At 62.9% G+C, this 26,239-nt stretch carries 29 protein-coding genes and 1 tRNA gene; 16 read left to right on the top strand and 14 right to left on the bottom strand.

What is annotated here, in order from left to right; genetic code table 11:
• Nucleotides 1-33: 33 nt before the first annotated feature.
• From NKH99_RS05105 to NKH99_RS05095, 3 genes are all read left to right on the top strand, one after another.
• Nucleotides 34-1,821 (top strand): tetratricopeptide repeat protein, encoded by a 1,788-nt coding sequence (locus NKH99_RS05105; RefSeq protein ID WP_353012988.1) that lies wholly within the window; start codon nucleotides 34-36, stop codon nucleotides 1,819-1,821.
• Between the two features lie 226 nt (nucleotides 1,822-2,047).
• The gene (locus tag NKH99_RS05100; RefSeq protein ID WP_353012985.1) at nucleotides 2,048-2,851 is read left to right on the top strand and encodes an alpha/beta fold hydrolase; all 804 of its coding nucleotides are present in this window, start codon (nucleotides 2,048-2,050) and stop codon (nucleotides 2,849-2,851) included.
• 134 nt (nucleotides 2,852-2,985) lie between these two features.
• On the top strand, nucleotides 2,986-3,603 hold the full coding sequence (locus NKH99_RS05095) for a hypothetical protein (RefSeq protein ID WP_352998426.1): 618 nt from the start codon (nucleotides 2,986-2,988) through the stop codon (nucleotides 3,601-3,603).
• Nucleotides 3,604-3,678: 75 nt separating this feature from the next.
• Here NKH99_RS05095 and NKH99_RS05090 read toward each other — a convergent pair whose 3' ends face one another.
• Complete coding sequence (locus tag NKH99_RS05090; RefSeq protein ID WP_353013133.1) at nucleotides 3,679-4,611, bottom strand: metallophosphoesterase family protein; 933 nt, start codon at nucleotides 4,609-4,611, stop codon at nucleotides 3,679-3,681.
• A gap of 53 nt (nucleotides 4,612-4,664) precedes the next feature.
• On the opposite strand from NKH99_RS05090, the gene NKH99_RS05085 reads away from it, so the two are divergent.
• Nucleotides 4,665-5,162, top strand: a complete 498-nt coding sequence (locus NKH99_RS05085; RefSeq protein WP_353012983.1) for an NUDIX domain-containing protein — start codon at nucleotides 4,665-4,667, stop codon at nucleotides 5,160-5,162.
• Nucleotides 5,163-5,467: 305 nt separating this feature from the next.
• Here the strand turns inward: NKH99_RS05085 and NKH99_RS05080 are convergent, their stop codons facing one another.
• Both NKH99_RS05080 and NKH99_RS05075 read right to left on the bottom strand, forming a co-directional pair.
• Nucleotides 5,468-5,617: a hypothetical protein gene (locus tag NKH99_RS05080; RefSeq protein WP_352469691.1), complete on the bottom strand. Its 150-nt coding sequence runs from the start codon at nucleotides 5,615-5,617 to the stop codon at nucleotides 5,468-5,470.
• Between the two features lie 119 nt (nucleotides 5,618-5,736).
• A complete protein-coding gene (locus tag NKH99_RS05075) occupies nucleotides 5,737-6,726 on the bottom strand; it encodes a glutathione S-transferase family protein (RefSeq protein WP_353012980.1) in 990 nt (329 codons plus the stop codon).
• A gap of 281 nt (nucleotides 6,727-7,007) precedes the next feature.
• Here NKH99_RS05075 and NKH99_RS05070 point away from each other — a divergent pair, with 281 nt between their 5' ends.
• From NKH99_RS05070 to NKH99_RS05055, 4 genes are all read left to right on the top strand, one after another.
• On the top strand, nucleotides 7,008-7,562 hold the full coding sequence (locus tag NKH99_RS05070) for a GNAT family N-acetyltransferase (RefSeq protein ID WP_353012977.1): 555 nt from the start codon (nucleotides 7,008-7,010) through the stop codon (nucleotides 7,560-7,562).
• A gap of 63 nt (nucleotides 7,563-7,625) precedes the next feature.
• Entirely contained in the window at nucleotides 7,626-8,387 is a 762-nt protein-coding gene (locus tag NKH99_RS05065; RefSeq protein ID WP_353012974.1) for an SDR family NAD(P)-dependent oxidoreductase, read from the top strand.
• A gap of 16 nt (nucleotides 8,388-8,403) precedes the next feature.
• The gene (locus tag NKH99_RS05060) at nucleotides 8,404-9,165 is read left to right on the top strand and encodes a HugZ family pyridoxamine 5'-phosphate oxidase (protein WP_353012971.1); all 762 of its coding nucleotides are present in this window, start codon (nucleotides 8,404-8,406) and stop codon (nucleotides 9,163-9,165) included.
• Between the two features lie 173 nt (nucleotides 9,166-9,338).
• On the top strand, nucleotides 9,339-9,677 hold the full coding sequence (locus NKH99_RS05055; RefSeq protein ID WP_023679553.1) for an ArsR/SmtB family transcription factor: 339 nt from the start codon (nucleotides 9,339-9,341) through the stop codon (nucleotides 9,675-9,677).
• Between the two features lie 89 nt (nucleotides 9,678-9,766).
• Here NKH99_RS05055 and NKH99_RS05050 read toward each other — a convergent pair whose 3' ends face one another.
• The gene (locus NKH99_RS05050) at nucleotides 9,767-10,771 is read right to left on the bottom strand and encodes a L,D-transpeptidase (RefSeq protein WP_353012968.1); all 1,005 of its coding nucleotides are present in this window, start codon (nucleotides 10,769-10,771) and stop codon (nucleotides 9,767-9,769) included.
• A 312-nt stretch (nucleotides 10,772-11,083) separates the two neighbouring features.
• Here NKH99_RS05050 and NKH99_RS05045 point away from each other — a divergent pair, with 312 nt between their 5' ends.
• Entirely contained in the window at nucleotides 11,084-11,881 is a 798-nt protein-coding gene (locus tag NKH99_RS05045; RefSeq protein WP_352452915.1) for a TrmH family RNA methyltransferase, read from the top strand.
• 37 nt (nucleotides 11,882-11,918) lie between these two features.
• On the opposite strand, the gene NKH99_RS05040 is transcribed toward NKH99_RS05045, so the two are convergent.
• Nucleotides 11,919-13,082, bottom strand: coding sequence for a coiled-coil domain-containing protein (locus tag NKH99_RS05040; protein WP_353013130.1), 1,164 nt, complete (start codon nucleotides 13,080-13,082; stop codon nucleotides 11,919-11,921).
• A gap of 149 nt (nucleotides 13,083-13,231) precedes the next feature.
• Nucleotides 13,232-13,813 (bottom strand): DUF1134 domain-containing protein, encoded by a 582-nt coding sequence (locus tag NKH99_RS05035; protein ID WP_023679557.1) that lies wholly within the window; start codon nucleotides 13,811-13,813, stop codon nucleotides 13,232-13,234.
• A gap of 127 nt (nucleotides 13,814-13,940) precedes the next feature.
• On the opposite strand from NKH99_RS05035, the gene NKH99_RS05030 reads away from it, so the two are divergent.
• The 3 genes from NKH99_RS05030 (at nucleotide 13,941) to NKH99_RS05020 (ending at nucleotide 15,392) form a co-directional block, all read left to right on the top strand.
• Complete coding sequence (locus NKH99_RS05030) at nucleotides 13,941-14,132, top strand: hypothetical protein (protein WP_353012964.1); 192 nt, start codon at nucleotides 13,941-13,943, stop codon at nucleotides 14,130-14,132.
• Nucleotides 14,133-14,153: 21 nt separating this feature from the next.
• Nucleotides 14,154-14,783, top strand: a complete 630-nt coding sequence (gene chpT / locus NKH99_RS05025; protein WP_352452917.1) for a histidine phosphotransferase ChpT — start codon at nucleotides 14,154-14,156, stop codon at nucleotides 14,781-14,783.
• Nucleotides 14,784-15,023: 240 nt separating this feature from the next.
• Nucleotides 15,024-15,392 carry a response regulator gene (locus NKH99_RS05020; RefSeq protein WP_352452918.1) on the top strand — a complete coding sequence of 123 codons (369 nt, stop codon included), beginning with the start codon at nucleotides 15,024-15,026 and terminating at the stop codon, nucleotides 15,390-15,392.
• A gap of 105 nt (nucleotides 15,393-15,497) precedes the next feature.
• Here the strand turns inward: NKH99_RS05020 and ctrA are convergent, their stop codons facing one another.
• On the bottom strand, nucleotides 15,498-16,193 hold the full coding sequence (gene ctrA / locus NKH99_RS05015) for a response regulator transcription factor CtrA (protein WP_006203583.1): 696 nt from the start codon (nucleotides 16,191-16,193) through the stop codon (nucleotides 15,498-15,500).
• A 450-nt stretch (nucleotides 16,194-16,643) separates the two neighbouring features.
• On the opposite strand from ctrA, the gene NKH99_RS05010 reads away from it, so the two are divergent.
• The gene (locus tag NKH99_RS05010) at nucleotides 16,644-17,021 is read left to right on the top strand and encodes a flagellar export protein FliJ (RefSeq protein ID WP_023719275.1); all 378 of its coding nucleotides are present in this window, start codon (nucleotides 16,644-16,646) and stop codon (nucleotides 17,019-17,021) included.
• 61 nt (nucleotides 17,022-17,082) lie between these two features.
• On the opposite strand, the gene NKH99_RS05005 is transcribed toward NKH99_RS05010, so the two are convergent.
• Nucleotides 17,083-17,478: a winged helix-turn-helix transcriptional regulator gene (locus NKH99_RS05005; protein WP_352683855.1), complete on the bottom strand. Its 396-nt coding sequence runs from the start codon at nucleotides 17,476-17,478 to the stop codon at nucleotides 17,083-17,085.
• A gap of 93 nt (nucleotides 17,479-17,571) precedes the next feature.
• Between NKH99_RS05005 and NKH99_RS05000 the strand changes: the two genes are divergently transcribed.
• Entirely contained in the window at nucleotides 17,572-18,498 is a 927-nt protein-coding gene (locus NKH99_RS05000; RefSeq protein WP_352743350.1) for an NADP-dependent oxidoreductase, read from the top strand.
• Nucleotides 18,499-18,555: 57 nt separating this feature from the next.
• Here NKH99_RS05000 and sciP read toward each other — a convergent pair whose 3' ends face one another.
• Nucleotides 18,556-18,831: a CtrA inhibitor SciP gene (gene sciP, locus NKH99_RS04995; RefSeq protein ID WP_023679563.1), complete on the bottom strand. Its 276-nt coding sequence runs from the start codon at nucleotides 18,829-18,831 to the stop codon at nucleotides 18,556-18,558.
• A gap of 261 nt (nucleotides 18,832-19,092) precedes the next feature.
• Here sciP and mnmA point away from each other — a divergent pair, with 261 nt between their 5' ends.
• Nucleotides 19,093-20,283: a tRNA 2-thiouridine(34) synthase MnmA gene (mnmA, locus tag NKH99_RS04990; protein WP_352456412.1), complete on the top strand. Its 1,191-nt coding sequence runs from the start codon at nucleotides 19,093-19,095 to the stop codon at nucleotides 20,281-20,283.
• A 13-nt stretch (nucleotides 20,284-20,296) separates the two neighbouring features.
• Here mnmA and NKH99_RS04985 read toward each other — a convergent pair whose 3' ends face one another.
• Nucleotides 20,297-21,256 carry a Gfo/Idh/MocA family protein gene (locus NKH99_RS04985; protein WP_352466761.1) on the bottom strand — a complete coding sequence of 320 codons (960 nt, stop codon included), beginning with the start codon at nucleotides 21,254-21,256 and terminating at the stop codon, nucleotides 20,297-20,299.
• A gap of 236 nt (nucleotides 21,257-21,492) precedes the next feature.
• Between NKH99_RS04985 and NKH99_RS04980 the strand changes: the two genes are divergently transcribed.
• Nucleotides 21,493-21,569, top strand: a tRNA-Met gene (locus NKH99_RS04980).
• A gap of 222 nt (nucleotides 21,570-21,791) precedes the next feature.
• On the opposite strand, the gene NKH99_RS04975 is transcribed toward NKH99_RS04980, so the two are convergent.
• The 4 genes from NKH99_RS04975 to NKH99_RS04960 are packed head-to-tail and all read right to left on the bottom strand — an operon-like array spanning nucleotide 21,792 to nucleotide 26,175.
• Nucleotides 21,792-22,673 (bottom strand): SMP-30/gluconolactonase/LRE family protein, encoded by an 882-nt coding sequence (locus NKH99_RS04975; RefSeq protein ID WP_352539233.1) that lies wholly within the window; start codon nucleotides 22,671-22,673, stop codon nucleotides 21,792-21,794.
• A 2-nt stretch (nucleotides 22,674-22,675) separates the two neighbouring features.
• Nucleotides 22,676-23,644 carry an ABC transporter permease gene (locus NKH99_RS04970; protein WP_353012959.1) on the bottom strand — a complete coding sequence of 323 codons (969 nt, stop codon included), beginning with the start codon at nucleotides 23,642-23,644 and terminating at the stop codon, nucleotides 22,676-22,678.
• Nucleotides 23,641-24,618 carry an ABC transporter permease gene (locus NKH99_RS04965; protein ID WP_353012956.1) on the bottom strand — a complete coding sequence of 326 codons (978 nt, stop codon included), beginning with the start codon at nucleotides 24,616-24,618 and terminating at the stop codon, nucleotides 23,641-23,643. Before NKH99_RS04965 ends, NKH99_RS04970 begins: the two co-directional genes overlap by 4 nt.
• 54 nt (nucleotides 24,619-24,672) lie before the next feature.
• Nucleotides 24,673-26,175: a sugar ABC transporter ATP-binding protein gene (locus NKH99_RS04960; protein WP_352926958.1), complete on the bottom strand. Its 1,503-nt coding sequence runs from the start codon at nucleotides 26,173-26,175 to the stop codon at nucleotides 24,673-24,675.
• Nucleotides 26,176-26,239: the final 64 nt, after the last annotated feature.

Below are 26,239 nucleotides of genomic sequence, written 5' to 3'. Positions count from 1 at the left end.
CTCAACCTGTGCCGAATTCGAAGGGATCGACACTTGCAGCATACCACGCCTGCCGCCCCCGCAGTGCGCGAAACGCTGGAGCGATTGCTTGCCAGCGAAACGTTCGGACGATCCGAGCGCGCGCGCAAGCTGCTCCGCTACCTGGTCGAGCGCGAGCAGGCAGGCGAAGCCGACAGGCTCAAGGGCTTCTCCATCGCGATGGACGTCTTCGGCAAGGACGGCGATTTCGATCCGTCGACCGATGCGGTGGTGCGGGTGCAGGCCGGCAGGCTGCGCGAGCTTCTGCAGCAGTATTTCGCCAATGAGGGCGTTGCCGAACCGGTCCGCATCGCCATTCCGCGCGGCGGCTATGTTCCGTCCTACGAACTCAACGCCATTCGCTTGCCGGCAGAGGCTGAGGCAGAGAGCAAGCCGCAGCCGGCGACAGAGGAGGCGACAAACGCCCCGGCCGGATCGCCGGAAGATGCCCGCAACCGGGCACATCCGGCTGCATTGCTGAGCGTTCCAGCCGTCGCCCCTGCTGCTCCTTCGCTGCAACGCCATTTGCAGTTCTTCTGGCTGGCGATCGCGCTGGTCATCCTCATGCTGGGTGTGCTGATCCTTCGCCAGGGTAGCGTGGTATTGCTGACCGGCGGCGACACGGCGGTCGAGACCGCGGTGGCGACCGGCAGCATAGCAGCGCCTCCGGTTGAAAACCTCCCCCAGGTCTACATCGCCATCAAGGCCGACAGCGACCTGGCTCGCCGTGTCGCCGCATCGCTGCGCGCCGGCCTCAGCGGCTTCGATACCATCAATTTCATCGGCCGTGATGCCGACAGCCCGCCCGATCCAGTAACCGACGCCGCCAGCTTCGTATTCGATGTCCTGCCCGGGCCGCGTAGCGGCGACATCATGCTCGAGCTGCAAAGCGTGGCGACCGGCCGCGTGCTGCTCTCACGCAACCTGACCGCCGGCGACAGCGCGAACACCGCCATCGAGGACCAGATCTCCGGCATTTTGACCTCGGCTCTTCCCGCCTCGGGCACGATCTACAACTACATCGAGCAGAGCGGCATCCAGACCGGGCTGACGGCGTGTCTGGTGCTCAACGGCAAATATTATCTCGACCAGAATGCCCAGACGCACGAAGCCGCCTACCGCTGCCTCGAAGATCTTGCCAACCGGGAGGCGAAGTCGTCGCTCGTCTATTCGGAACTCGCGTCCTTGCATCTCGAAGCGGTCACCGACCACTATCCCTACCCCGCCGACGCGACGATCGACAAAGCCATGACGTTTGCCCATCGCGCCATCCAGATGGGCCCGACCAGCCCCTACGCGCACCGCGCCCTTGGTTACCTCAATTCGCGCATGGGCGATTCCGCGGAATCGATCCGCTGGATGCGCAAGGCCTATGAGCTCAATCCCTACGATCTCGCAATGGCCGCCGCCTACGGCTACGGGCTGGTTTTCGCCGGCAAGTACAGCGAGGGCGCCCCGATCCTTGCTCACGCGGTGGACATCGCCAGCGCCCATCCGACATGGTGGGATTACGGGCTGTTCGCCGGAGAGTTCATGATGGGCGACATGAACAGGGCCACGCTTGCCAGCGACGGCTTGCGAACGACTGAAATGAAATCGCATTATCTGGCGGCGCGGCTGATCGGCGCCAAGGCTGCCGGCCGCGAGAAGCTGGCGAGCAGGCTGCTGCAGGAACTGACCACCAAATTTCCGAAATTCGCAGCCGATCCGCGCACAACCTTCGTCGAGCGAAGATATCCCGCCGATCTGACCAACCGGCTGGTGGAGGCCCTGCGTGCCGCCGGGCTTGGCGGCGCCAGCTGACGTCTCCCGGCGCGTGCACGACGTCAGGTGATCGCGAAGATTTTACTGGCCATCCGGACGGCCAAAGCGCAATTCAGACACAATTTGAACCGGCCAATCTGATCCCCCATAGGTCTGATCCCGCATAGGCTGATCTCCACATAAGTCTGACCCCCGCAAAGACTGATCCTCGCATAAGACCGCCCCGGCATCCTGATTGATTCCGGCACCAAGCCATAAAGTTTGCATGACCCCATCCCTTTACGCTGCCGAACGGGGCGCCGGCCCGACAACGATCGCCTTCCTGCATGGTTTCGGTGGCTGCCACGACGACTGGCGCGATGTGGCCGAGTCTCTGGCGCCCGGCGCGCGGACCCTGGCCTATGATCTGCCGGGACATGGGCTGTCGCTCGATTTTCCGGGCGGCGGTCCGGCCAGGATTGCAGCCAGTGCCGTCCTTGCCGATCTTTCCGCTCGCGGGATAAAGCGGGCTCATCTCGTCGGTCATTCGATGGGCGGCGCCGTGGCCGCCCTGATGGCATTGAGCGAGCCGGAAAAGATGGCCTCGCTGACGCTGCTGTCGCCGGGCGGTTTTGGTCCTGAGATCAATGGTCCGCTGCTGCGTCGCTACGCCGCCGCTGCCGGCACGGATGAAATCCGCGCCTGTCTTGCCGCCATGTCGGGACCGCAAAGCCGGCTGCCGCAGCATAGGGTCGAACTCCTCAACGAGATGCGCCGGCGCCCCGGCCAGTTGCGTACACTTGTCGAGTTCGCAGCCGCCATGACCAGGGATAATCGGCAAGGCGTCATTCAGCGCGAACGGCTGGAAACGCTGAATATGCCGGTCATGGTGGTTTGGGGAACCGACGACGCGGTGCTGCCGGTCAGCCAGGCGGACGGCGTGCCGAAGCATTTTCATCTGCACCACGTGCTGGAAGCCGGCCATATGCTGGTCGAGGAAGCGCCCGGCCTGGTCGTCGAGGCCGTCCGTCGCAATATGCGACGCCGCAGCAGGCGGCTTCGTCGGGGATTCGCCGCTGCGGCGAGCTGATCGGTCTTCGCGCAGGCACGGCGGCGGCGCTGGTGCTGCTCCAGCGAACCCTTGCCCGCTCATCGATCTCGCAAGTGCAATTTGCCGGCGGCTGTGTTAATTCGGTGTTAACCAAACCCCGCGAGGCAACGCCGATGAAGGACGCAGGCGAGAACATCACCCAGATCGATCAGTCGCGAAAACTGTCCGATGCCATTCGCGACGTCAAGAACGCCTTCGCCGACCGCGACGACGTCGTCGTCGAGATGCGCGAAGCGCATCGCATGCGGCTCGATCTGCTTGCCGCCGAACTCGCGCCGGTCTTCGGCGACGTACCCACCGACATGGACAGTTTCGACTTCGCCGTCTCGTCCGGCCTGCAGCCACGGCTGTGGATCGACGCGATCAGCCATGTCGCCATGGGACGCGACCGCCGCACCTACCGCTTTCTCAAGGACACGCGCATCGGCCGCGTCGTGCTCGCCGAGTCGACCGAGATGAAGGTCGTTGCCGACCAGGTGACGCGCTATGTCGCCGAGCGCGTCGTCGAACGCCAGAGGATGATGGAAGGCGGCATCGAGCAAGCCGTCGCCGGCCTGAAACGCGCCCTGGTGGCGGAGGCTGAGCCGCCGCTGCATGTCGCTGGGCGCAGCAACGGCTGGTCGGCGTTCTTCTCGGGCCTCGGCCTGATCGCCGCCGGCGCCCTGGTCGGCCTGGCGATTTCGCTCGTGCTGTTCTGGGACCGCATCGTCGCGATGAAAATCAGCTTTTAAAGCATTTGCAGCCAAGGGATGTCACTTGGCGTCGCCGAGTGCGGCTGACGACCGGCGAGACGCTCCCATCTGAGTTCACCGCGCCCCGGCAAGCGTGGCCTCGGCCCCCACGCCAAGCTCCATTGTCTGCAGGTCGCTGGGCGGCAATGCCGGCCCGGTCAAGCCGCGGCGCGTCAGCCTGATCCGCCACTTGTCCTTTTCACCGTCGATGTCGAGCAGATTGTATTGCGCCAGCGCATGCGAACTGCCGGGCGCCTGCCCCGCGGCGGCGACCCCGACCACCGGAATTTTGGTCCTGCGGGCGCCGACGAAGAAGAGCGACGGCACATGCGAATGGCCGTGCAGCACAAGCTCGGCACCATGCCGGTGAAGAACCTTGTGGAAGCGCGAGATGCCGAACAGCCGCTTGTTCTGCGAAACCGCGCCGCGCACCGGCGGATGGTGGATCATGATCACCCGGAACAGGCCGCGCTTGCCCGTGGCGTCGAGGATGCCGCGCAGCCTTTCCGCCTGGCCCTCCAGAAAGAAGCCGTTGGCCATGAACGGAGCCGTGGCGCGCGCCGTCGTGACGCCGACCAGCGCAACATTGCCGCGTACGCGCAAATAGGGAAAGGTGTTGCGATCGACCGGCGTATTGACGCCGTCGCCGGTCATCCACGCCGCCCAGGACCGGCAGGTCTTGTCGAAGGCGCCCGGCACATAGGCATCATGGTTTCCCGGCACCACCGACACGTCATTGGGCGAGCCCAACGTCTCCAGCCAGTGCTTGGCCATCTCGAGCTCACCGTCGAGCGCCAGATTGACCAGGTCGCCGGTGATGGTGAGATGGTCCGGCCCGCTGGCCTTCATGTCGGCGACGATCGTGTCGATGACGGCATCGTGCATGTAGCGGCGGCGGTTGCGCTGCCAGTTGACGTAACCGACCACGCGCTTGGAGGCGAGATCGCGATAGGTTACATCGGGAAGCGGCCCCAGATGGACATCGGAAATATGCGCGAGCCTGAACATCTTTTCTTCATAGGCGAGCCGCGCGCCGCTTTCCACTCACGGTTTCGCGGACGATGACGCCGGATCCCGAGCAAGCCCTGCGCCAGACCGGCTGGCCGGGCTTCAGGGCAAGGCTGTTTCACCTGTATTTCGTACTGCGGCGGCCGATGACGCTCGGCGTGCGCGGCTTGATCCACGACCGCCCCTCCAATTCCGTCTTCCTCATCCGCCACACCTATGTCCCGGGCTGGCACCTTCCGGGCGGTGGCGTCGAGTTGGGCGAGACGATGATCGAAGCGCTGACACGCGAAGTCTTCGAGGAAGGCAACATCGCGCTGACCGGACCGCCGGTGCTGAAGTCGCTGCATTTCAACCGCCGCGCCAGCCGCCGCGACCATGTCGGCCTCTATCTGGTCGAGGAGTTCAACCAGACAGCGCCCAAGCTGCCCGACCGCGAGATCGCCGAAGCCGGCTTCTTCCCGCTCGACCGCTTGCCCGAGGGCACGACACCGGCGACGCTGCGGCGGATTGCCGAAGTTTTTGGGGGGAATTCGGCATCGCCTTACTGGTAGATCATCTCTTCAACAGCTTTGGCTGCGTCGGTATAGGCCAGCAGCATTCATTGTTCTCAGAGAGATAAATGCTGAGCGATGAGGAGAAAAATGCAACACAGCCAAAACGATAGATTTAGAATCGCGCTCTATGTATCACTTTACACGGGAATTAATGTGATAACATTTTCCGTTATAGCGTTAATTTCGACAATAGTTCTTGGGATAGATCCATACATGTTAGCAAAAGTTGGAAGATTCATCCAATTCACAATACAATTAGTTGCGGCATTCGTGACATATTTCGTTTTTATAAAGCGACATGCTCAGCTTTTTACTCGCACTGAATTCTGGAAAATGGTCGGCTTCTCAACCCTGATAGAAATGATTTTGGGAATGGCTGTGCTTCTGCCGTCGGGATTGTTACGCGCAATCCCGCCCCAGATGTCGGTCGTGATCGTCATGATCAGCGGCATCGTTGCGTTCCTTGCAACGTCGCTCGGCTACTCCAATCGATTTGGAAATACCATATTGAAAGCTGAACTCGTTAGAAGGGCAAAGATGGACTCCGAGACCTTCCGCTAGATCGCTGATTTCACGCCGCATTCCTGAACCTGTCCCGGTCATGCGGCGCGCCGTAGTCCAGCTCCGGCCCGACCGGCACGATGCGCGTCGGGTTGATGGTCTCGTGGCTGCCGTAATAATGCGCCTTGATGTGGTGCAAATTCACCGTGCCGGCGACGCCCGGCACCTGGTAGAGATCGCGCAGGTAATTCGACAGGTTCGGATAGTCGGCGATGCGGCGCAGATTGCACTTGAAATGGCCGACATAGACCGGGTCGAAGCGCACCAGTGTCGTGAACAGCCGCCAGTCCGCCTCGGTGATGCGGCCGCCGACGAGATAGCGCTGCCTTGACAGACGGTCCTCCAGCATGTCGAGCGCCGAGAACAATTCGCCGAATGCCTCCTCGTAGGCTGCCTGCGTGGTGGCGAAGCCGGCACGGTAGACGCCGTTGTTGACCGCGGGATAGACCAGCGCATTGATCGCATCGATCTCGCCGCGCAACGGTTGCGGATAAAAATCGAGCCTGGCATCGCCCCATTCGTCGAAGGCCGAATTGAGCATGCGGATGATCTCGGAGGATTCGTTGGAAACGATGGTCTGCTCGCGTTTGTCCCACAGCACCGGAACGGTGACTCGGCCCGAATAGCCGGGATCGGCCCTGGTGTAGATCTGGTGCAGGAAATCGAGGCCGTAGAGCGTGTCGCCGGTGGCGCCGTCCTCGGCCAGGAACGTCCAGCCGTCGGCGCCCATGAAATGATGGACGACCGAGACGGAAATCACGTCCTCGAGTTTTTTGAGCGCGCGAAAGATCAGCGTCCGATGCGCCCACGGGCAGGCGAGCGAGACATAGAGGTGATAGCGGCCGGGCTCGGCCTTGAAGCCGCGTTTTCGCCCTTCGGCCGGCGTGCCGTCGCGGGTCACCCAGTCGCGCCACTGCGACTGCGCCCGCACGAACCTGCCGCCGCTCTCCCCGCTATCGTGCCAGCGGTCCTGCCATTGGCCTTCGACTAGCAATCCCATGCAATATCCTTTCGCGTTCCTGCTCGATGTAGGGCACCAAGCGGCGCCGCGGAAATCCCCGATGCTGAACAGATCGTCAACGGCTGCGTCGTCGAGTGCGCGTCGGCTGCGCGGGCCGATTGCGGCGGCTGAAAATTGGTGCTAGCGGACATCCGCATGTTCGACTTTGCCATGATCCGGTTCGACCGACGACGAAAGAGCGCCCGCGCTTGATGAAGCGCTGACTGGCGAACGCTGCCGCTTGCAGCAAACCTTTCCTCGCATACCGGAACGCAAAGACCATGAGCCTTGCCGACTTGAAATACCTGGCCGACGTGAAATACCTGCCGGAAACTCCGGCGCACGATCCTGAAATCGAAGCCATCAATGACGAGGCCTTCGGGCCAGGTCGTTTCGTGCTCGCCGCCTACAAGATCCGCCAAGGTGGCCCGCATGAACGGGCTTTGTCCTTCGTGGCCGTCGATGGCACAATCGTCGTCGCCTCGGTACGGATGACGCGCATCGCCGCCGGCGCTGGCCGCGCGCTGATGCTCGGGCCGCTCGCTGTGCGGCCGGCCTTCAAGAATTTCGGCATCGGCCGCCGGCTGGTGGCAATCGCGCTGGAAGCCGCCGCCAAGGCCGGCGCGCCGGCGGTGATGCTGGTCGGCGACGAACCCTACTACGGCGCGCTCGGCTTCAGGAGGCTGCCGCGCGGGCAGATCTCGATGCCGCGTCCGGTCGACCCCGACCGGCTTTTGGCGCACGAGATCGTGCCGGGCGCGTTGGCGAGGCTGGCGGGCGAGGTTTGCCACGCCGACCAGGCAAGGATTGCCGCGCACATCGCCGCGATGGCATGACCGTGCCGGCGCTGTCGCACGGTGGCTTGGCGGCATAGTCTGGACACGGAGGAGGACGTCGAGATGAACCCGAACGGCCAGATTGCGATCGTCACCGGTGGCGGCTCCGGCCTTGGCGAGGCGACGGCGCGCGCTCTTGCCGCCGGCGGCGCCAGGGTTGCCGTCCTCGATCTCGGTATCGAGCGTGCGGCCAAGGTGGCGGCTGACATCGGCGGCATCGCCGTCCGATGTGATGTGAGCGACGCCGAGAGCGGTGCCGCCGCAGTCGCGGAAGCGGCAGAGACGCTCGGCGCACCGCGCATCCTGGTCAATTGCGCCGGCATCGTTGTCGGCATGAAGACGATCGGCAAGGACGGACCGCATCCGCTCGATCAATACCGCAAGTTGATCGAGGTCAATCTGATCGGCACCTTCAACATGATCCGCCTGGTCGCCGACCGGACCGCCAGGCTCGAGCCGCTGCAGGGCGGCGAGCGCGGTGTCATCGTCAACACCGCGTCGGTCGCGGCCTATGACGGCCAGATCGGCCAGGCCGCCTATTCCGCGTCCAAGGCCGGCGTCGTCGGCATGACGCTGCCGGTGGCGCGCGATCTCGCCCGCTCCGGCATTCGCGTCTGCACCATCGCACCCGGCATCTTCAGGACGCCGATGATGGCCGGCATGCCGCAGGAGGTGCAGGATTCGCTCGGCGCCGCTGTGCCCTTCCCTTCCCGTTTGGGCGAGCCTTCGGAATACGCGGCACTTGCCTTGCACATCATCGAGAACCAGATGCTCAACGGCGAGACAATTCGCCTCGACGGCGCCATCCGCATGGCGCCGAAATAAATGCGACGGTGATGCCTTGGACGAACCCAGGAAAGACGTGATCCGCGCGACCGATACCGAGGCGATCAGGCTGGCAAAGACGCTGATCCGCAGCGCCCATTTCGGCGCGTTGGCTGTGCTCGAACCAGGAACCGGTTCGCCGCTGGCCAGCCGGGTCGGCGTCGCCACAGACATCGACGGCACGCCATTGATCCTGGTATCGATGCTGTCCGCCCATACCGGCGCCATCCTTGCCGACCCGCGCTGCTCGTTGCTCGTCGGCGAACCCGGCAGGGGCGATCCGCTGGCGCATCCGCGATTGACGCTCGTCTGCCGCGCCGTGCCGCTCGAACGCGGATCGAACGAACACGCCCGCGCCGAGCGGCGCTACCTCAACCGCAACCCTAAGGCAAAACTCTATGCCGGGCTCGGCGACTTCTCGATCTTCCGGCTCGAACCGGAGCGCGCCAGCCTGAACGGCGGCTTCGGCAAGGCCTATCTGCTCGACCGCACCGATCTGGTCGTGACGGGAGCGATCGTCGAAGAGCTTGCCGCCGGCGAGCAATCGGCGCTCGACCACATCAACGCCGACCATCTCGATGCGATTGCCCTCTACGCAAGTCATTTCGGCGGGGCCGAGAGTGACGGCTGGATCGTCACCGGGTTCGACGCCGACGGGATGGATCTCGTATCGGGCGACAATGTCTGCCGGGTCTTTTTCCCCGAGCCGCTGAGAGCGGCGCGCGACCTCAGGCCTGTCCTGGTTGACATGGCCAAGGCTGCCCGATCGGCAAATTAATCACAGCCGCACAGTTAATCGGCTTGCGTGGAAAGCAAGCCTTGAGATTTGAGCGAAATGTTCTACCTTTGCGAGTGACGCTGAATGGCTGGCGTGCATCTATAGGGAAAGTCTATGGAATCCGACGCTATTGCCCCCATAGCGGCGGATGAGCAAGAAGGCATGGGGGATCTATGGTCTCGAACAAACTAGTCGCCAACGCCGGAACCGCGGCTGCGTTTCTGACGCTGATGGGCAACGAAAAACGTTTGTTGATCATGAGCTATCTGGCCGAGGGCGAGATGTCGGTCGGCGCCATAGCCGAGAAGGTATCGCTCAGCCAATCCGCCCTGTCACAGCATCTGGCCAAGCTCAGGGCTTCCGACCTTGTCGAGACCCGCCGCGACCGGCAAATGATCTATTATTCCTGCAAGTCCGCGGCGGTGCGCGAATTGCTGCACATGCTGGACGGCATTTTCGGCGAAGGTGAACTGTCGCAGATGGCTCACCGGCTGCGTCGCGCCGGGACCTGAGCGGCCGAGGCGGAGAATGCCCCGCCAAATCCGCTTTGCTGCCAAGTCCGCTTTGCTGCCAAGTCCGCTTTGCTGCCAAGTCCGCTTTGCTACTGAACGCGCTCGTCGGCGGCCTGCGCAATCTCGTCCTTGAACTCGACCTTCGTGCCCGGCTGCACCATGGAGGCAAGGTCTTCGGCATCCCAATTGGTCAACCGGATGCAGCCATGCGAAAAGGTCGTGCCGATCTTGCCCGGTTCGGGCGTGCCGTGGATGCCGTAGCTTTCGATCGAGAGATCGATCCAGACCGATCCCACGGGGTTGTTCGGCCCGGCAGCGATGGTGAAGGGCCGCTTGGTCTTGACTCCCTTGAAAGCGAAGTCCGGATCGTAATGATAGGTAGGGTTGTGCACCACGCGCCTGACCTCCGCCATGCCGCTTGGCGCCGGCTTCTCCTCGCTCCCAATCGAGGCGGGGTAGACCGCCAGCCATTTGCCGGCACGGTCGAGCACACGCACCAGGCGGGCGCCCTTGTCGACCTCGACGACGGCAACGCCGGCGGGAGGGTCGCCCCTGCTGACATCAGGCACCACCAACGTCCTGCCTGGTTTCCTGAGGCTGGTGCCCGGATTGAGCATTCGCAGCAATTGTTCGCTGACGTGGAAGCGCTCAGCCAACCTCTCCACCGCATTGCGATAGCCGAGCCGCCGCAAGCGGGCCATCCTCTCCAAGCGAGCCGGAATACGCCTGGTGAAAGGTCCGCGCACATCCTTGCGCATCACCTTATAGGTCACCAGCACCGGCTTGGCGGAGGTTGCGATGAGTTTGCTCCAGGTTTGTGGACTGAGCTTGCCATCGGGCGGAAGTCCGTTTGCCGCCTGAAACGCGGCGACGGCCTTGGCGAAGTTCTGGGAAAGGCGACCGTCGATGAGGCCCGGCGAGAAGCGGGCGCGATCCAGAAGGATCTGCGCCTTCAGCAGCATCGGATCGACACCCTTCGGTTCGCCGATAGTGAATTGGGCCTGATTGACGGTGGCTGGATCGAGCTTGGCCGCGCGAGCCACGCCGCATGCGAGGGCAAGCGTGGCGGCAAAGACGAGGAGGAGCCTGATCATCGATGTCCTCCCAGGACCGCAGCAGGAGCCCGCCTCTATGACGCGGCATGGCCCTGTGTGGTTCCTTCGCCCATCGAGATTCTGCATTGAAGCGGCTTGGCCGAAGAGCCGTGCCGCGGAAATCAAATATCGCCGTGCCGCCAGGAGGCCAGGCAGGGCGTCTCCGCCCGGCGCCTAGTGATTGGATTTGACCGTTAGAACGGCGTGCATCCATTTGGACGCTGAGATACGGTCAGAGCTTCGGATCCGGCATCATGCCTTCCGAATCCGAATCCCGATTCGCGGCCGACGCCAGGGTCCGCCGAGGAAGCCATGAATCCGATCCGCATAGACGACCCGCAGGATCCTCGCGTCGCCGCCTATCTCGACATCCGGGAACGCGATCTTGCCGGCCGGCAGGGCCGTTTCGTCGCCGAAGGCAAGGTGGTGCTCGACACGCTGCTTGCCGCCCGTCGCTTCGAGGCAGAATCGGTGCTGGTGCTCGAGAACCGGCTGGCCGGCCTCGATGACGTCCTGCGCAAGGCGCCTGCCGGGCTTCCGATCTATGTCGCATCCGGCGAAGTCATGGACAGGATTGCCGGATTCCACATGCATCGCGGCATATTGGCGATCGGCCGCAAGGGCGCGGCCGTCTCCGCTGAAGCTTTGCTCGGCGCACTGCCCGCCCGCGCGCTGATCGTGGTGCTGGTCGGCATCGCCAATCATGACAATATGGGATCGATCTTCCGCAATGCCGCCGCCTTTGGCGCGGATGCCGTGCTTCTCGATCCGACCTGCTGCGATCCGCTGTACCGCAAGGCAATCCGCGTCTCGGTGGGCGCCGCCTTGAAAGTCCCCTTCGCCTGCTTTGCCGATACCGCCGGCTGCACCGCAATGCTCGACCGGCAAGGCTTCAGCCAATTCGCCTTGTCGCCGCGCGGGCAGATCGACATTCGCGATGCCAAGAGAAACGGCCGGCTGGCGGTCTATCTCGGCACCGAGGGCGAAGGCCTGCCGGAAAGCCTGCTTGCCCGCCTGCAGACGCTGCGGATCGGTATGGCGCAGGGTTTCGACAGCCTGAACGTCGCCGCCGCGTCAGCTATCGCGCTGCATCATTTTTCCGGAGCCTAATTTAGAGCCGGGGCGTCCCGCTCGCGCTTGCGGAATCTCAGTCGGTCGAAGCGGCCTTCTGCAGCGCCCGCACCCGATCGGCAAGGCTGCGTCCGCCGCTCCCCTGCCGCGTATCCTCAGGCGCTGCAAGCGCCTGGGCGATCGGCGAATCCGGCCCGTCGAGCTTTGCCGTCAAGGCCACGACTTGCGCCGCCAGATCGTTCATCTCTTCGCGCAATGCGGCGCTGGCGCTGCCGGTATCGTCTCCGGCCTGTGATTTCGGCGTTTCGACGGCAGCAAGATCTGTCTTCAGCCGTCTGTTTTCGCGTGCCAGCGACGTCAGCCTGGCCTCCAGCCGCTCGCGGTCGGCGTCGAGCTTGGCGGTTGTCTTTTCGATGTCACCGTTGGCGGCCACATTGACCTGACTGCCTGGCACGCCGGCAAGACCCACCGCAAGCGTCCTTTCAGCGCCTTTCGGCTTTTCGCGAAGGCGCACCAGTTCCTTCTCGCGGCGCTCCAGCCTGTCCTCGCGATCGGCTAGCGAGGCGAGCAGGCGTTCGACCTTCTTTTCCAGGTCGCCGGTTCTTTTCTTCTCGGCCTTCAACGCGTCCCGCAAAACCTTGCTTTCGGCTGCCAATTCCTGGCAGCGCCTGTCCGTCTCCTTGCGCTGGCCGCGCAGCAGCGAAATGTCGCTTGCCAACTTCTGCAGCTCGGATTCGCGCGCCACCAGCTCGATCTGCCTGCTGCTGGACGAAAAACTGGCGTCGTCATACATGTGCTCCAGTTTCCGCAGTTCGAGCCCGCGCTTTTCGAGGGCGCGCTCGGTCTCCGCAAGCCGTTCCGACAGCTGCTGCAGTTGCTCATCGCGCTTGCGAAGCTCCTCGCCGCTGGCTGTAAGATCGGCGACGACCCGGTTCTTGTCCTGTCGCTCGGCCGCCAATTCCTTCAGGGCTTCGCGGTCGCGGCCGATCTCGACCAGCTGTTCGGCGGCTTTCTCGCGCAATGACTTGACGGTCATTTCAAGCCGGCGCACCGAAACCGCGAACTCGGCGCGAATGCGATCCTTGTCCGCCTGGATCTCGGCCAGCGTCAACGGCATCGAGCCCTCGACGCGCTTGCGCGTCAGCGCCACCGCCCGCCGCCACACGGCCGGAGCAATCATCAGCGCCAGAAAGCCGGCGCAGAGAAAGCCGAGAACAAAGAACAGGATCGACTGGACCAAGATGACTATCCGTTGTGCATGGCAACCGCCAAAGGTCGACTTTGCCATCTTCGCATGACGGAAATCCGGCGCCACGGCAAGAGTATGCCGCGGCAAAGCTCAGACCGTGGGATCACAGCTCCAATCGCAGTGGCGCCATCATGCAGGTGTCAGAACGGATTCCAGGTCGCGCGCTGGGTGAGCTTGAGGTAGCCGAGATTGACGCCGAGACGGGCGCCGACGCCGGTACGGATCGGCACGAGCAGCACATTGTTGTTCTTCAGCACGTTGAAGCCGACGCCGGCGACGACATAGGCGGAGCCGGCGACGCCGCCAAAACGATTATAGAGGCTGCTCACATCGTCGAGATTGTAGACCAGCATCATGACGCGCGAGCCCTCGCCGCCGAAATCCCAGCCGAGCGAAGGGCCTTGCCAGAACACTTTGTGGTCGCCGGCATTCTTGGTGTAGAGCGTGCCTTCGCCATAGGTCAGGCCACCGATCAGCGCCCCGGACCCCTCTTCGCCGAGCAGATAGCCGTTCGGCAGGCCATAGGTGGCGAAAATCTTCTCGACGACGGTGGCGAGCCCGCCCGACGTCGCGCCGAAGAATTTATGACCGGAATCGACGATCTCCTGCGCGGTGTATTCCTGCGCCCGCGCCGCCGATGCCGAAAAGGCGACAAGGCCGATGAGCGCGATCGTCATTGAGATGACACGGAAAAAAGTCCGGTCGTAGAATCGGGAAACCATGCTTCCAATCTCCGTCAGGGAGCACTTTCGCCGACGCCTCGCACCCGTACGGCTCTTTGGCGGCCGTTAAGGATGACTGTTAGGGGCAAACTATGCCGTAATCCTTTTTCAACCATTAAACTCCCACATGAAGATGGCGGTTCGAAGGCTGTTTTCACATCGCCCGCGCAGCACCCTGCTGCGTGAACACGCCATTTTCGACAATCATGATTTCGGATTTGTTGCTGCACGCACAAGCGCTGTGTATTCAGAATGCTTGGGAGAGAGCGTGATTCGTGTGGACAGGCGTGATCATGATCGCCCGGTCATTGTGTTGTGAAATTTGCAGGGATTTTTGCCGATGGCCGAGCTTTTCACCCTTTCCGCACCCGATCTGGCAGCGCTGCTGTGCAGCCGGGTCTGCCACGACATCATTTCGCCGGTCGGCGCCATAAACAACGGGCTTGAGCTGCTCGACGAAGGCGGCGCCGACGAAGACGCCATGAAGCTGATCCGCCAAAGCGCCAAAAACGCCTCCGCCCGCCTGCAATTCGCCCGCATCGCCTTCGGCGCCGCCGGTTCCGCCGGCATGCTGATCGACACCGGGGACGCCGAGGCCGTGGCCATCGCCTTCCTGAAGAACGAGAAGCCGGAACTGATCTGGAACGGAACCCGCGCACTGTTGCCCAAGAACAAGGTCAAGCTGCTGCTCAATCTCATCCTCGTCGCTAACGCCGCCATTCCGCGCGGCGGCAGGCTGGTGGTCACGCTGGAGAACCTCGAGACCGAGCCGCGCTTTGCGCTCGCGGCGAGCGGCCCGATGCTCCGCGTGCCGCCCAAATTCCTGGAATTGCATTCCGGCCACAGGCCGGAAGAGCCGATCGACGCGCATTCGGTGCAGCCCTATTACACGCTGCTCCTGGCCCGCGAAGCCAACATGACGATTTCGATCCATGCGACCGCCGACGAGATCGTCCTTTCGGCAGCCTGAAGTTCTCCTAAAGAGTGGGGAAAGTATTTTTCTCAAGTCATATTTGCGGCGTTGTTCCTAACATCTGTGAGGCGGGCTTGCGCATTGATTGCGTGAAGCATTGCGAAAGAAGATTTCACTTAAAACACCTTCAGGAAAATTTTACCTAACGGCTTTTCGGCTTCTTTACCAGATCGGCCTATGTTCCCCGGCAGATGCCACGACGCTGCCGGTTCGCCGCACGGCAAAGAGGGTCCCGGAATGAAACGCTGCATGTTCGTCGACAATTCGAGCGTCATCAGGAAGGTCGCAAGGCGTATCCTGGGCGGTTCCGGCATGATGGTGATCGAAGCCGCCAGCGGCCACGAGGCGATCGAGATGTGCGCGGCCGACATGCCTGATATCATCGTCGTCGACGGCGCCTTGCCGGACATGCAGGCGCAGGACCTCATCCGCCGCCTGCGCGCCATGGAAAGCCCGGTATTGCCGCAGGTTTTGATTTCGCTGGTCGAGGTCGATGTCGGGGCGATCATGCGGGCAAAACGAGCCGGCGCCCAGGGCTACCTGCTGAAGCCGTTCAACCGGCCGCAACTGCTCGAGTGCTTCCGCGCCTTGAAGATTGCCGCCTGATCAGAGCTGTTCCATTCCGACGAAAATCGGATCGGCTCTATCTTGTTGTTTTGCCGGGTTCTTTTCCGAAAAAATCGGCGCCCACCTTGGGATCACGCCCCTAGGTCAGGCGCTGACGCGGATATCTTCGGGCTCACGCAGCACATAGCCGCGGCCCCAGACGGTCTCGATGTAATTCTGCCCGCCAGACGCGGCGTCAAGCTTCTTGCGCAGCTTGCAGATGAAGACGTCGATGATCTTCAGCTCCGGCTCATCCATGCCGCCATAGAGATGGTTGAGGAACATTTCCTTGGTCAGCGTGGTGCCCTTGCGCAGCGAGAGCAGTTCCAGCATCTGATATTCCTTGCCGGTCAGATGCACGCGCTGGCCACCGACCTCAACGGTCTTGGCATCGAGATTGACCACCAGGTCGCCGGTGGTGATGACCGACTGGGCGTGGCCCTTGGAACGCCGCACGATGGCATGGATGCGGGCGACCAGTTCGTCCTTGTGAAAGGGCTTGGTCATGTAATCGTCGGCGCCGAAGCCGAGGCCGCGCACCTTGTCCTCGATGCCGGCCATGCCGGAGAGGATGAGGATCGGCGTCTTCACCTTGGACAGGCGAAGTGTTCTCAAAACTTCATAGCCCGACATGTCGGGGAGATTGAGGTCGAGGAGAATGATGTCGTAATCGTAAAGCTTGCCTAGATCGACGCCCTCTTCGCCAAGGTCGGTCGTATAGACATTGAAACTTTCCGATTTCAGCATCAGCTCGATGCTTTGTGCGGTTGCACTGTCGTCTTCTATCAGCAGAACGCGCATTTCATTCCCCTTTTCTGCTGCCGGACCATTTCACGACCCGTCCAGGACCGGAGCAGTGATTGCCTGAGCAGAGGCTGCCATCGAATGGTTAATAAAACCTAATTCCCCGTCCATGACGGTATCAGATTTTTTAACCCCTTTCTACACCTTGTTGAATCCAATAACGAATCACAGACCCAAACCGTTAATGCAGCACATTAATAAGCCAGACTAAGTGACTCTTCGGACTCGTTGGCCGGGTTTCCCGACGAGAAGCAGAATTTTTACCCGCCCTTAAGTCCTGAGCCGTATGATTAACAATGCCCGTAAACGAATGGTTACCGCCGGCAAAAAACTTTAGGAGTTTGTTTCCCATAGTTCGGGGAAAGCCGGTGGAAACGGGTCAAGCCTGGGCCTTGCCGGGTGAATTGGACGATATGTGCAGGTGTGCGTTTCCGGGAGTACCGAATCATGAAGTCACGTGAAAACCTCGTTCGGCTGAAGCAATTTCAGGTGAGCGAGAAGCGGCGGCAGCTGCTGCAGCTCGACATGATGATCGCCGAATTCGAGCGCATGGCCGTCGAGCTGGAACTTCAGATTGCTGCCGAAGAGAAGAAGGCCGGCATCACCGACATCAATCACTTTGCTTATCCGACCTTCGCCAAGGCGGCACGTCTGCGCCGCGACAACCTTAGAAATTCGCAAAGCGACCTCGCCCAGCAGCGAAATGTCGCCGAATCATTGCTGAGCGAAGCCGAAGCGGAGCTTTCCAAGGCCGAGATGCTGGAATCGCGCGACACCAAGGCGCGCGACACCGAAGCCGGCGGCCGCAGCGCCATGATCGGCTGAAAACAAGACTCTAACGCGCGTCGCGCTTGTGCGCTATTGCTGCGCACCGACTGTGCCCGCCTCAGGCATCCAGATCTACTTGCTGTTCCGCCGCCCGTGCGCGCGCATTTTTGATGTCGGGCACATGCTGCTCCGACCAGGCTCTGATCTGATTGAGCAGTCCTGCCAGGTTCTGGCCAAGTTCGGTCAGCTCATATTCGACACGCGGCGGAATGACCGGGAAAACCTCGCGCCGCACAAGCCCGTCGCGTTCCAGGATACGCAGCGTCTGCGTCAGCATTTTCGGCGTGATGCCTTCGAGCTTGCGCGCCAATTCGCCGTTGCGGAGCCGGCCCCGGCGCAGCGCACAGATCACCAGGTAGACCCATTTGCTGGCGAGCGTCTCGAGCACGGCGTGTGACGGGCACGACCGCCGAAAGGCGTCATAGCCAAAAGGGGAAACATCTTCACTATCCATGGGGTGCATATATATCAAAAAGGTACATACTAGACAAGAGAAAATAACTATCCAAATGATAGTGGCACATCAAAACCAGCAGGAGAGCCTTCCATGCGTGCCATTATCCAGAATTCCTTCGGCGGACCCGATGTCCTCGTCATTGCCGATCGCCCCGCGCCATCACCCGAAGCCGGCGAAGTGCTCGTCCGCATCGAAGCGGCCGGCATCAATCCGGTCGATGGTGCGGTGCGCGGCGGCCACTATCCGCTGCTTGGCGAGCCGCCTTTTGTCCTTGGCTGGGATGTTTCGGGGACTGTCGAGGCGCTGGGCTCCGGCGTCTCCGGCCTCAAGGTCGGCGATGCCGTGTTCGGCATGCCGCGCTTTCCCAAACAGGCGGCAGCCTACGCCGAACTCGCCGCTGTCCCGGCTGATGAGCTTGCGCCGAAACCTGAAGGCATAGATCACGCGCAAGCCGCCGCGCTGCCGCTGGCCGGCCTGACGGCCTGGCAAGGCCTTGTCCGCCATGGCCGGCTCGATTCTGGCAAGCGCGTGCTGATCCACGCCGGAGCCGGCGGCGTCGGCCACCTGGCGGTGCAGATCGCCAAGGCGCACGGCGCTTACGTCGTCGCGACCGCCAGCCCGGAAAAGCTCGATTTCGTCCGCTCGCTCGGCGCCGGCGAGGTGATCGACTACACAAGGGACGATTTCACCGCGAAGGCCCGCGACATCGATCTGGTTCTGGACCCGTTCGGCGGCGTGCATGCGGAGCAATCACTGAAAGTGCTCACGGCCGGCGGCGTTCTGGTGTCGCTGCTCGATGTCAGCGATGCCACCAAGGCAAAGGCCAGGACGCGAGGCATCCACGTCGAGCGCATGTCCGTAGTGCCCGACCGTGCCGCTCTGGTGGAGCTCGGCAAATTGATCGACGCGAAAAAGCTGGCCGTCCACGTGGCAAAGGCGTTTCCCCTCGAACAGGCCGGTGCCGCCCATGCCTTTCTCGCAACCAGGCCGATCGGCAAGGTGGTGCTGACGGTCTGAAATTGCAGATCGTCGACCCTCGCAGACGTAAGGGCGCTGATCAGCGCCCTTATCGGCCTAATGCCGGTATTGCTGGATGCGCGTGGTGCGCAGGCCGGCAAGGCCGTATTCGTCGATCGACGCTTGCCAGGACAGGAATTCCTCGGTGGTGAGCTTGTAGCGCTGGCATGCCTCTTCGAGGCTCAAAAGCCCGCCACGCACCGCCGCCACCACTTCCGCCTTGCGCCGGATAACCCAGCGACGTGTGTTCGTCGGCGGCAGATCGGCGATGGTAAGTGGGCTACCGTCCGGCCCGATAACATATTTGACTCGCGGTCTAATTAGATCGGTCATCGTACTCTCTACAAAAAACTCAAAGACCCAATCCCCACCACATTACCGCCACAGCTTTAAAATTTGCCTAAGCAGACCCTAATGGTTAGGTAAGGATCATGAACGCGGCGTTAGCCTTTTCATCGGCATTTGAAACATCTGCCGGCAAGCGCATTGAACCCGGCAGGAAAAATGAGCCGGCCCGGCAAAGCTGGCGCAGCCGAGACGCTTGACCTATATTCCGGCCATTGGCATTGAAGCGCCGCGCAGAACGAAAGAACCATGAACAGCCTCGATCTTCCCGGACGCCCCGAAAACACCCGCGTCGTCGTCGCCATGTCGGGCGGTGTCGATTCGTCGGTCGTTGCCGGCCTCCTGAAGCGCGAGGGCTACGACGTCGTCGGTGTCACGCTGCAGCTTTATGACCACGGCGCGGCAACGCACCGGGCCGGCTCATGCTGCGCCGGCCAGGACATCGACGATGCCCGCCGCGTCTCCGAGACGCTCGCCATCCCGCATTACGTCCTCGATTACGAGGAGCGCTTCCGCAAGGCGGTGATCGACCCGTTCGCCGAGAGCTATGTCGCCGGCGAAACGCCGATCCCTTGCGTTTCCTGCAATCAGACGGTGAAATTCGCCGACCTTCTTGCGACCGCCAAGGAACTCGGCGCCGACGCGCTGGCGACCGGCCACTACATCCGTTCCGGCGCCAATGGCGCCCACCGCGCGCTTTACCGGCCGGTCGACGCCGACCGCGACCAGAGCTACTTCCTGTTCGCCACCACCCAGGCACAGATCGACTATCTGCGTTTTCCGCTCGGCGGCCTGTCGAAGCCTGAGGTTCGCGCCATCGCCGAGGAGATGGGACTGACGGTTGCGGCCAAGCAGGACAGCCAGGACATCTGCTTCGTGCCGCAGGGCAAGTATTCCGACATCATCGCCAAGCTGAAGCCGGCTGCCGCCAATCCGGGCGACATCGTCCATATAGACGGGCGCGTGCTTGGCCGCCACGAGGGCATTTTGCGCTACACCGTCGGTCAGCGCCGCGGCATCGGCATCGCCTCGGGCGAGCCGCTCTACGTCGTTCATCTCGACGCCGACCGGGCCCGCGTCGTCGTCGGCCCTCGCGAGGCGCTGGAGACCCACAAGATCTTCTTGCGCAACATGAACTGGCTGGGCGATGGCCCGCTGACCGCTATCCCGGCGGCCGGGCTTGAGCTTTTCGCCAAGGTGCGCTCGACGCGGCCGCCGCGCCCGGCCGTGCTGCATCACCGCGCCGGTGTCACTTCGGTGGAACTGGTAGACGGCGAATCCGGCATCGCGCCCGGTCAGGCTTGCGTGCTCTATTCCGACGATGGCAACGAGGCGCGCGTGTTCGGCGGCGGCTTCATCGAGCGCTCCGAGCGCGGCGCCGAGGCCGAGGCGATGCTGACGCGGCTTGCCGTCCAGCCGGCGCGGGTACCCGCCGAATAGACGGCGTTTTCTCTTAGGGCCTTGTATGGGCGACGGTGCCGGCGGTCAGGATGCGCAGCACGCGGATGGCCTCCTCGCCGCTGGTGCGCGGTTCGGCCCGCGTCTCGATGCAGTGGATGAAATGCTCCAACTCGCGCGTCAGCGGCATGCCCTCACCGACCGCGACATAGGACGGCTCGTTGGCGGTGAACGCCCATTGGCCGCTGTCCTGCCACACCGCGTGGCGATAGACGGCAAGCTTGCGCTCCCACGGCTCGACATCGTCGAACACCGCCATCGCCTTGGTGCCGACAACGGTCAGCCGCCGTTCGCGGTAAGGGTTGAGCCGCGAGGCGAACAGATGGCCGCGCAGGCCGTTGGGAAAGCGCATGTGCAGATGCGCAAAGTCGCTGAGATTGTCGAGAAGAGCAGCGCCTTCGCCGCGCACTTCGACCGGTTCGGTGCCGGTGATGGCCAGGATCATCGACAGATCGTGCGGCGCCAGATCCCATAGCGCGTCGTTTTCGGTGTGGAACTTGCCGAGGCCGAGCCGATGCGAATGGATGTAGCGGACTTCGCCGAGTTCGCCATTGTCGATCAGCGCCTTCAGCGTCTCGAAGGCGGGATGAAAGCGCAGCACGTGGCCGACCATGAAGACACGGCCATTATCGGCGGCCGCCTGCACCGAGCGTTCGGCATCGGCCACCGTCAGCGCGATCGGCTTCTCCACCAGCACGTCCTTGCCGCCGAGCACGGCGCGCACCGCCATGTCGGCATGGAACTGCGGCGGCAGCGCCATGACGATGGCGTCGACATCGTCGCGGGCAAACAGCGCCTCCGGCTCTATCGCCAGGCAATCCTGCTCGCTGGCAAAACCCTCCGCGCGCGCGGGGTTGACGTCCGAAACCGCATGCAGCGCGCCGAGCGCCTTTAGGGTGCGGATGTGGTTGCTGCCCCAGTATCCGCAACCGAGGACTGCAATGCGCGGTTTCATCAATTCATGACCATGACTTTCGTGGCCGAGACATAGCGACGTGCCTCGCTGAACTCAACCCCGGCCTGTGCGCCCAAATGTCTGCCCGGCAAAGCTTTCGGCGCCAGCAATATGCCGGCGCGGCAGCCACTTCGATGCTTGACAGGCTTGGCCTCGCAACCTTATATCCGCGCGACCTTGGCGAACGCGCCGATATGCCTGCCGATTTAAGCTGGATTTCGGGCCTTCGCCGCCCTGGCGGGGTAGCTCAGTTGGTTAGAGCACGGGAATCATAATCCTGGGGTCGGGGGTTCAAGTCCCTCTCCCGCTACCACCCTACGGATAAGCTGTTGAAATAACAACAAAAACTGAAACTTTGGTAGCGCCCTGTCCAAAAATCTTCAATGATTTCAGGGGCCGAGCCTGCTATCTGGTGGTGCCAACGAACGTCGCAGAGGCGCCGTAAGCGGTCTTTACCAAGCAGATGTCCTGATGTCGCCTTTGATACGCAAGTTCGAGACACCGCTGGTCATGCCGGCTGTTTAGCCAAAGCGGGTCAGCCCTTGAACGCCGGCAAGATAAGGCCCTTGACGCCGACATCGAGCGCGAACAATCCGCCCGGATGCTTCTGGCGGACGAAGTGACTGGCCGGACGCCGGAGTACGGCAGAGGTGACGTAGAGGATATCGAGGTCCTTGCCGCCGAATTCGCAGCAGGTCGGCAGGTCGGTCGGCAAGATCACGGTTTCCATCAGTTCGCCGTCGGGATCATAGCGGCAGACTTTGGCGGTCACTGGGATGGTCACCCAGTAGCAGCCTTCGGCATCTACGGTGGCACCGTCGGCGACGCCGCCGGTCGCCCTCATGTCGATGAAGGTGCGGCGGTTCTCGATCTCGCCGGTGGCGGCATCGAAATCATAGGCCCACACCGCGCCGGCATGGCTGTCGGAAAAATACATGGTTTTCGAATCCGGGCTCCAGGCGAGCCCGTTGGAGCATCCGATGCCGTCGATCATCTTGTGGACCGAAAGGTCTGGATCGAGCCGGTAGAGCGCGCCGATGAATTCGATCGGCTGGCCCGGCACCTCGAACATCGAGCCCGACCAGAAGCGGCCCTGGCGGTCCGGCTTGCCGTCGTTGAAGCGGGTCTTCGGCATATGCGCTTCCGGGTCGACGATCGCCTCGAACCTGCCGGTTGCCGGGTCGAAGAAATGGAAGCCGTTTGTCATGGTCAGCACCAGGCCGCCCTTCTCGCGCAGGCCAAGGCAGCCGAGATATTCCGGCGTCTCGAAGACCTCGTCCTTGCCGGTCGATGGATCGTAGCGATGGATCAGCTTCTTCCAGATGTCGATCCACCACAGCACGCCGGCCTTGGGGTCCCAGAGCGTGCCTTCGCCGAGCTCGGCCCTGGCATCGACGACACAGGTGATTTCGACCATGGTCAGCTCTCCTTTCTGCGCATCTTGCCGCCGAGACCGGCGAAGGTCTCGCTGCCGATCGACACGGTGAGCAGGATCACCGCGCCATAGACGATGAGCAGCGCTCCGCTCGACAGGTTGAGCGCCGGCAACAGGCCGGTGAGGATGGTGAGCACCATGGCGCCGGCGACGGTGCCGAGATAGTGGCCGCTGCCGCCGAGGATCGAGGCGCCGCCGATGGCGACTGCCGCGATCGAGGTGAACAGATAGGCGTCACCCATGCCGAGATAAGCCTGGCTGGAATAGCCGGTGAGCAACATGCCGGCGAAAGCGGCGGTGAGGCCGGAGATGACAAAGGTCAGGATGGTGGTGCGCGCCGTCGGCACGCCGGAGAATTCAGCGACCGTGGCGCTGGTGCCGAGCGCATAAAGATGGCGGCCGAATGCCGCCTTGGACAGCAGCAGCGTCGCCACCAGTGTCAGCGCGAGCCAGATCAGCGCGATGACCGGGAAGCCGCCGATGCGGCCGACCGACAGGAACTGGATCAAGGCCGGTGCCGAGGGTGTCGGCGAGCCCCCGGTCAGCACCAGGATCAGGCCTTGCAGGATGACATTGGTCGCGAGTGTCATGATGATCGGCGGCACGCCGAACCGGGCGACGCCGACGCCATTGAACAGCCCGATCAAGGCGCCGCCGGCGAACAGCAGCGGCATTACCCAGACCAGCGGCAGATCCCGACCGCCGCAGAGCAGCGCCATGACGATTGCCGCCGAGTTGAGCACCCAAGGCACCGACAGGTCGATGCCGCCCCCTATGATGACAAAGGTCTGGCCGAGCGCGACGATGCCGACAAAGGCGGCCAGCACGACAGTCGAGCGCATGTTGGATACTGAGAGGAAGCCCGGCGAGAACAAAGCCGTGACCAGCAGCAGCACAACCATGCCGGCATAGGCGAGTACGATGAGGCGGTTGCGGGCCAGGAAGGCGCTCATTGGACACGGTTCCTTGCGGCTTTTTCGGCAACGGAACTGGCAAGCACCGAGAGCAGGAGGATGATGCCGGAAGCGACCGGCTGCCAGTAGCTCGACACATGCAGGACGAAGACGAGATTGCCGATGAGGGTGAGCACGAAGGCGCCGATCACCGTGCCGGCAAGATGGCCGCGACCGCCGAACAGGCTGACACCGCCGATGACCGCGGCCGCGACCGAAGGCAGGATATAGTCCTTGCCGATGGTCGGCGAACCGGCGCCGGTCTGCGTCACCAGAAACAGCGCCGCGCCGGCCGCGAACAGGCCGGACAGGCCGTAGGTGACGAGGTTGACGCGGGTGATCGAAACACCGGACAGGAAGGCTGATTTCTCGTTGGAACCAGTCGCCTGGATGGCTATGCCGACACGCGTCGCGCGAAACCACCACCAGAAAACGAGCAGCGCCAGCAGCATCCAGACCGGGCTCGTCAGGCCGACGAGCTGTGCCGAGGCGAAGCCGACCCACCAGCCGGGAACGCTGCCGCCATCGGTCGGCAGGATGATCATGGCGACGCCGTTGAGGATCGACCAGGTGGCAAGCGTCACCAGGAAGGGCTGCAGCTTGAGCAGCGAGATCAGCAGGCCGTTGAGTGCGCCGATCAGGAAGCCGAGTGCCAGGATGATCAGCGCCCAAAGTGCCGTGGCCGACGGATCATCGGTGAAGCGCGTCGCCGCGATCACCGTGCCGAGGCTGATCATGCCGCCGATCGACAGGTCGATGCCGCCCCGCACCAGCACGATGGTCTGGCCGGTTGCCGCCAGCATCAGCGTCATAGCCGCGGCCGTGTCGAGGTTGAGTTCGTCCAGCGAAAAGACGCCGGCCTGCAGGCTGCCATAGATGGCAACGATCAAGGCCAGCATGAGGGAGGCGACAAGGAACGGCGCGCGGTCGAGCAGGCGGCCGCGCCAGTCGATGCCGGGCCTCGTCCATTTCATTTCGGCAGGTCGTTGCGCCATCCCCACAGTTTGCTCCGCGGACATCACCATGCCTCAAGCCGCCTCGCTTTCGAGCATGGCGGCGCGCAAAATGCCCGCCTCCGAGATGCGGTCGCCTTCGAGCGTCGCCGCGATGCGGCCATTGCGCATCACCAGCACCCGGTCGGCGACATGGACCAGTTCCGGCATGTCGCTGGAATGGAACAGGATCGCATAGCCCTTGGCCGCGAGGTCGCGCATCAGCTGAAAAATCTCGCCCTTTGTGCCGACATCGACGCCGCGCGTCGGATCGTACAGCAACAAAACGCGCGCCTGCGTGAGCAGCATCTTGCCGAAGATCACCTTCTGCTGGTTACCGCCGGACAGCGTGCCGGCGAGCTGTTCCGGCGTGCCTGCCTTGATGCGCAGGAAGTCGACCATTTCCTTGACCAGAGCCAATTCCTTTTGTCGGCTGAGCAAGCCATTTTCGGTAAAACGCCTGATAACGGACAGGGTCAGGTTCTCGCGCACGCTCTTGGTCAGGAGCAGGCCCTGCCCGCGCCGGTCCTCCGGCACCAGCGCAATGCCATCCTTGCCTGTCAGCGCCTGGCGCGGATTGCCGATCGAGACCGGCTTGCCCCAGAGTTCGAGGGTGCCGCTCGCCTTGCTGGCGCCGAACAGCGCCTGGAACAGGTCGCGCTGGCCATGGCCCTGCAAGCCGCCAACACCCAGCACCTCGCCTTCGCGCAGCGTGAAGTCGACGCCGGAGAGCCGGCTGCCGCTGGAGAAGTTCCTGACCCTCAGCGCGATGTGGTCTGTCGCTGTGGACACACGCTCCGGATAAAGCCTGTCCAGATGGCGGCCGATCATCTGCGTGACGATCTCGTTGTCCGACACGGCGTTCGCCTCGTGCGCGGCGACGGTGCTGCCATTGCGAAAGATGGTCAGCCGGTCGGCGATGGCGCGCACCTCGGCCATGCGGTGCGAAATGAAGATCACCAGCCGGCCTTCGGCCGCCAATTGCCGCGTCAGATTGAGCATCCACTCCGCCTCCCGCGCCGGCAGCGCCGAGGTCGCTTCGTCAAGGATCAGGATGCGCGGGTCCTTGGCCAAGCCCTTGGCAATCTCGACAATCTGCCGTTCGGCCAGGGTCAGCCGCCGCAATTCCTGGTCGGGACGCAATGCCGGAAAACTATATTTGTCGAGCAGCGCCAGCGTCTTGCGGCGCATCTCGCCGCGGTTGACGATGCGCAGCAATGTCCGTGGTTCGTGACGGAACCAGATATTCTGTTCGACGCTGAGATCGGGGATCAGCGACAGTTCCTGGAAGACGGCGGCGATGCCGAGCGCCTGGGCCGCGTCTGGATTGGCCGGGCGATAGTCCTGGCCATCGACCAGGATCGAGCCGCCGTCGTGCTGCACGGCGCCCGACAGGATCTGGATGAAAGTGCTTTTGCCGGCGCCATTCTCGCCGAGCAGTGCGTGCACCTCGCCGGCGCGGGCACTGAACGTCGCCTCGCTCAGCGCGACGATGCCGCCATAGCGTTTGGACAAGCCTTTGACGGTGACGAGGTCCATGAATGCGCCTTCGAAAAGCTCTCCCGACACCTTGCGCCGCCGGGAGACAGGGGCGTTTGACAGG

The sequence above is a fragment of the Mesorhizobium sp. M0854 genome (assembly GCF_040319815.1).
Classification (GTDB): Bacteria; Pseudomonadota; Alphaproteobacteria; order Rhizobiales; family Rhizobiaceae; genus Mesorhizobium.
The sequence above is the reverse complement of the archived record's forward strand: the minus strand, read 5'-3'. Positions and strand labels throughout refer to the sequence as shown.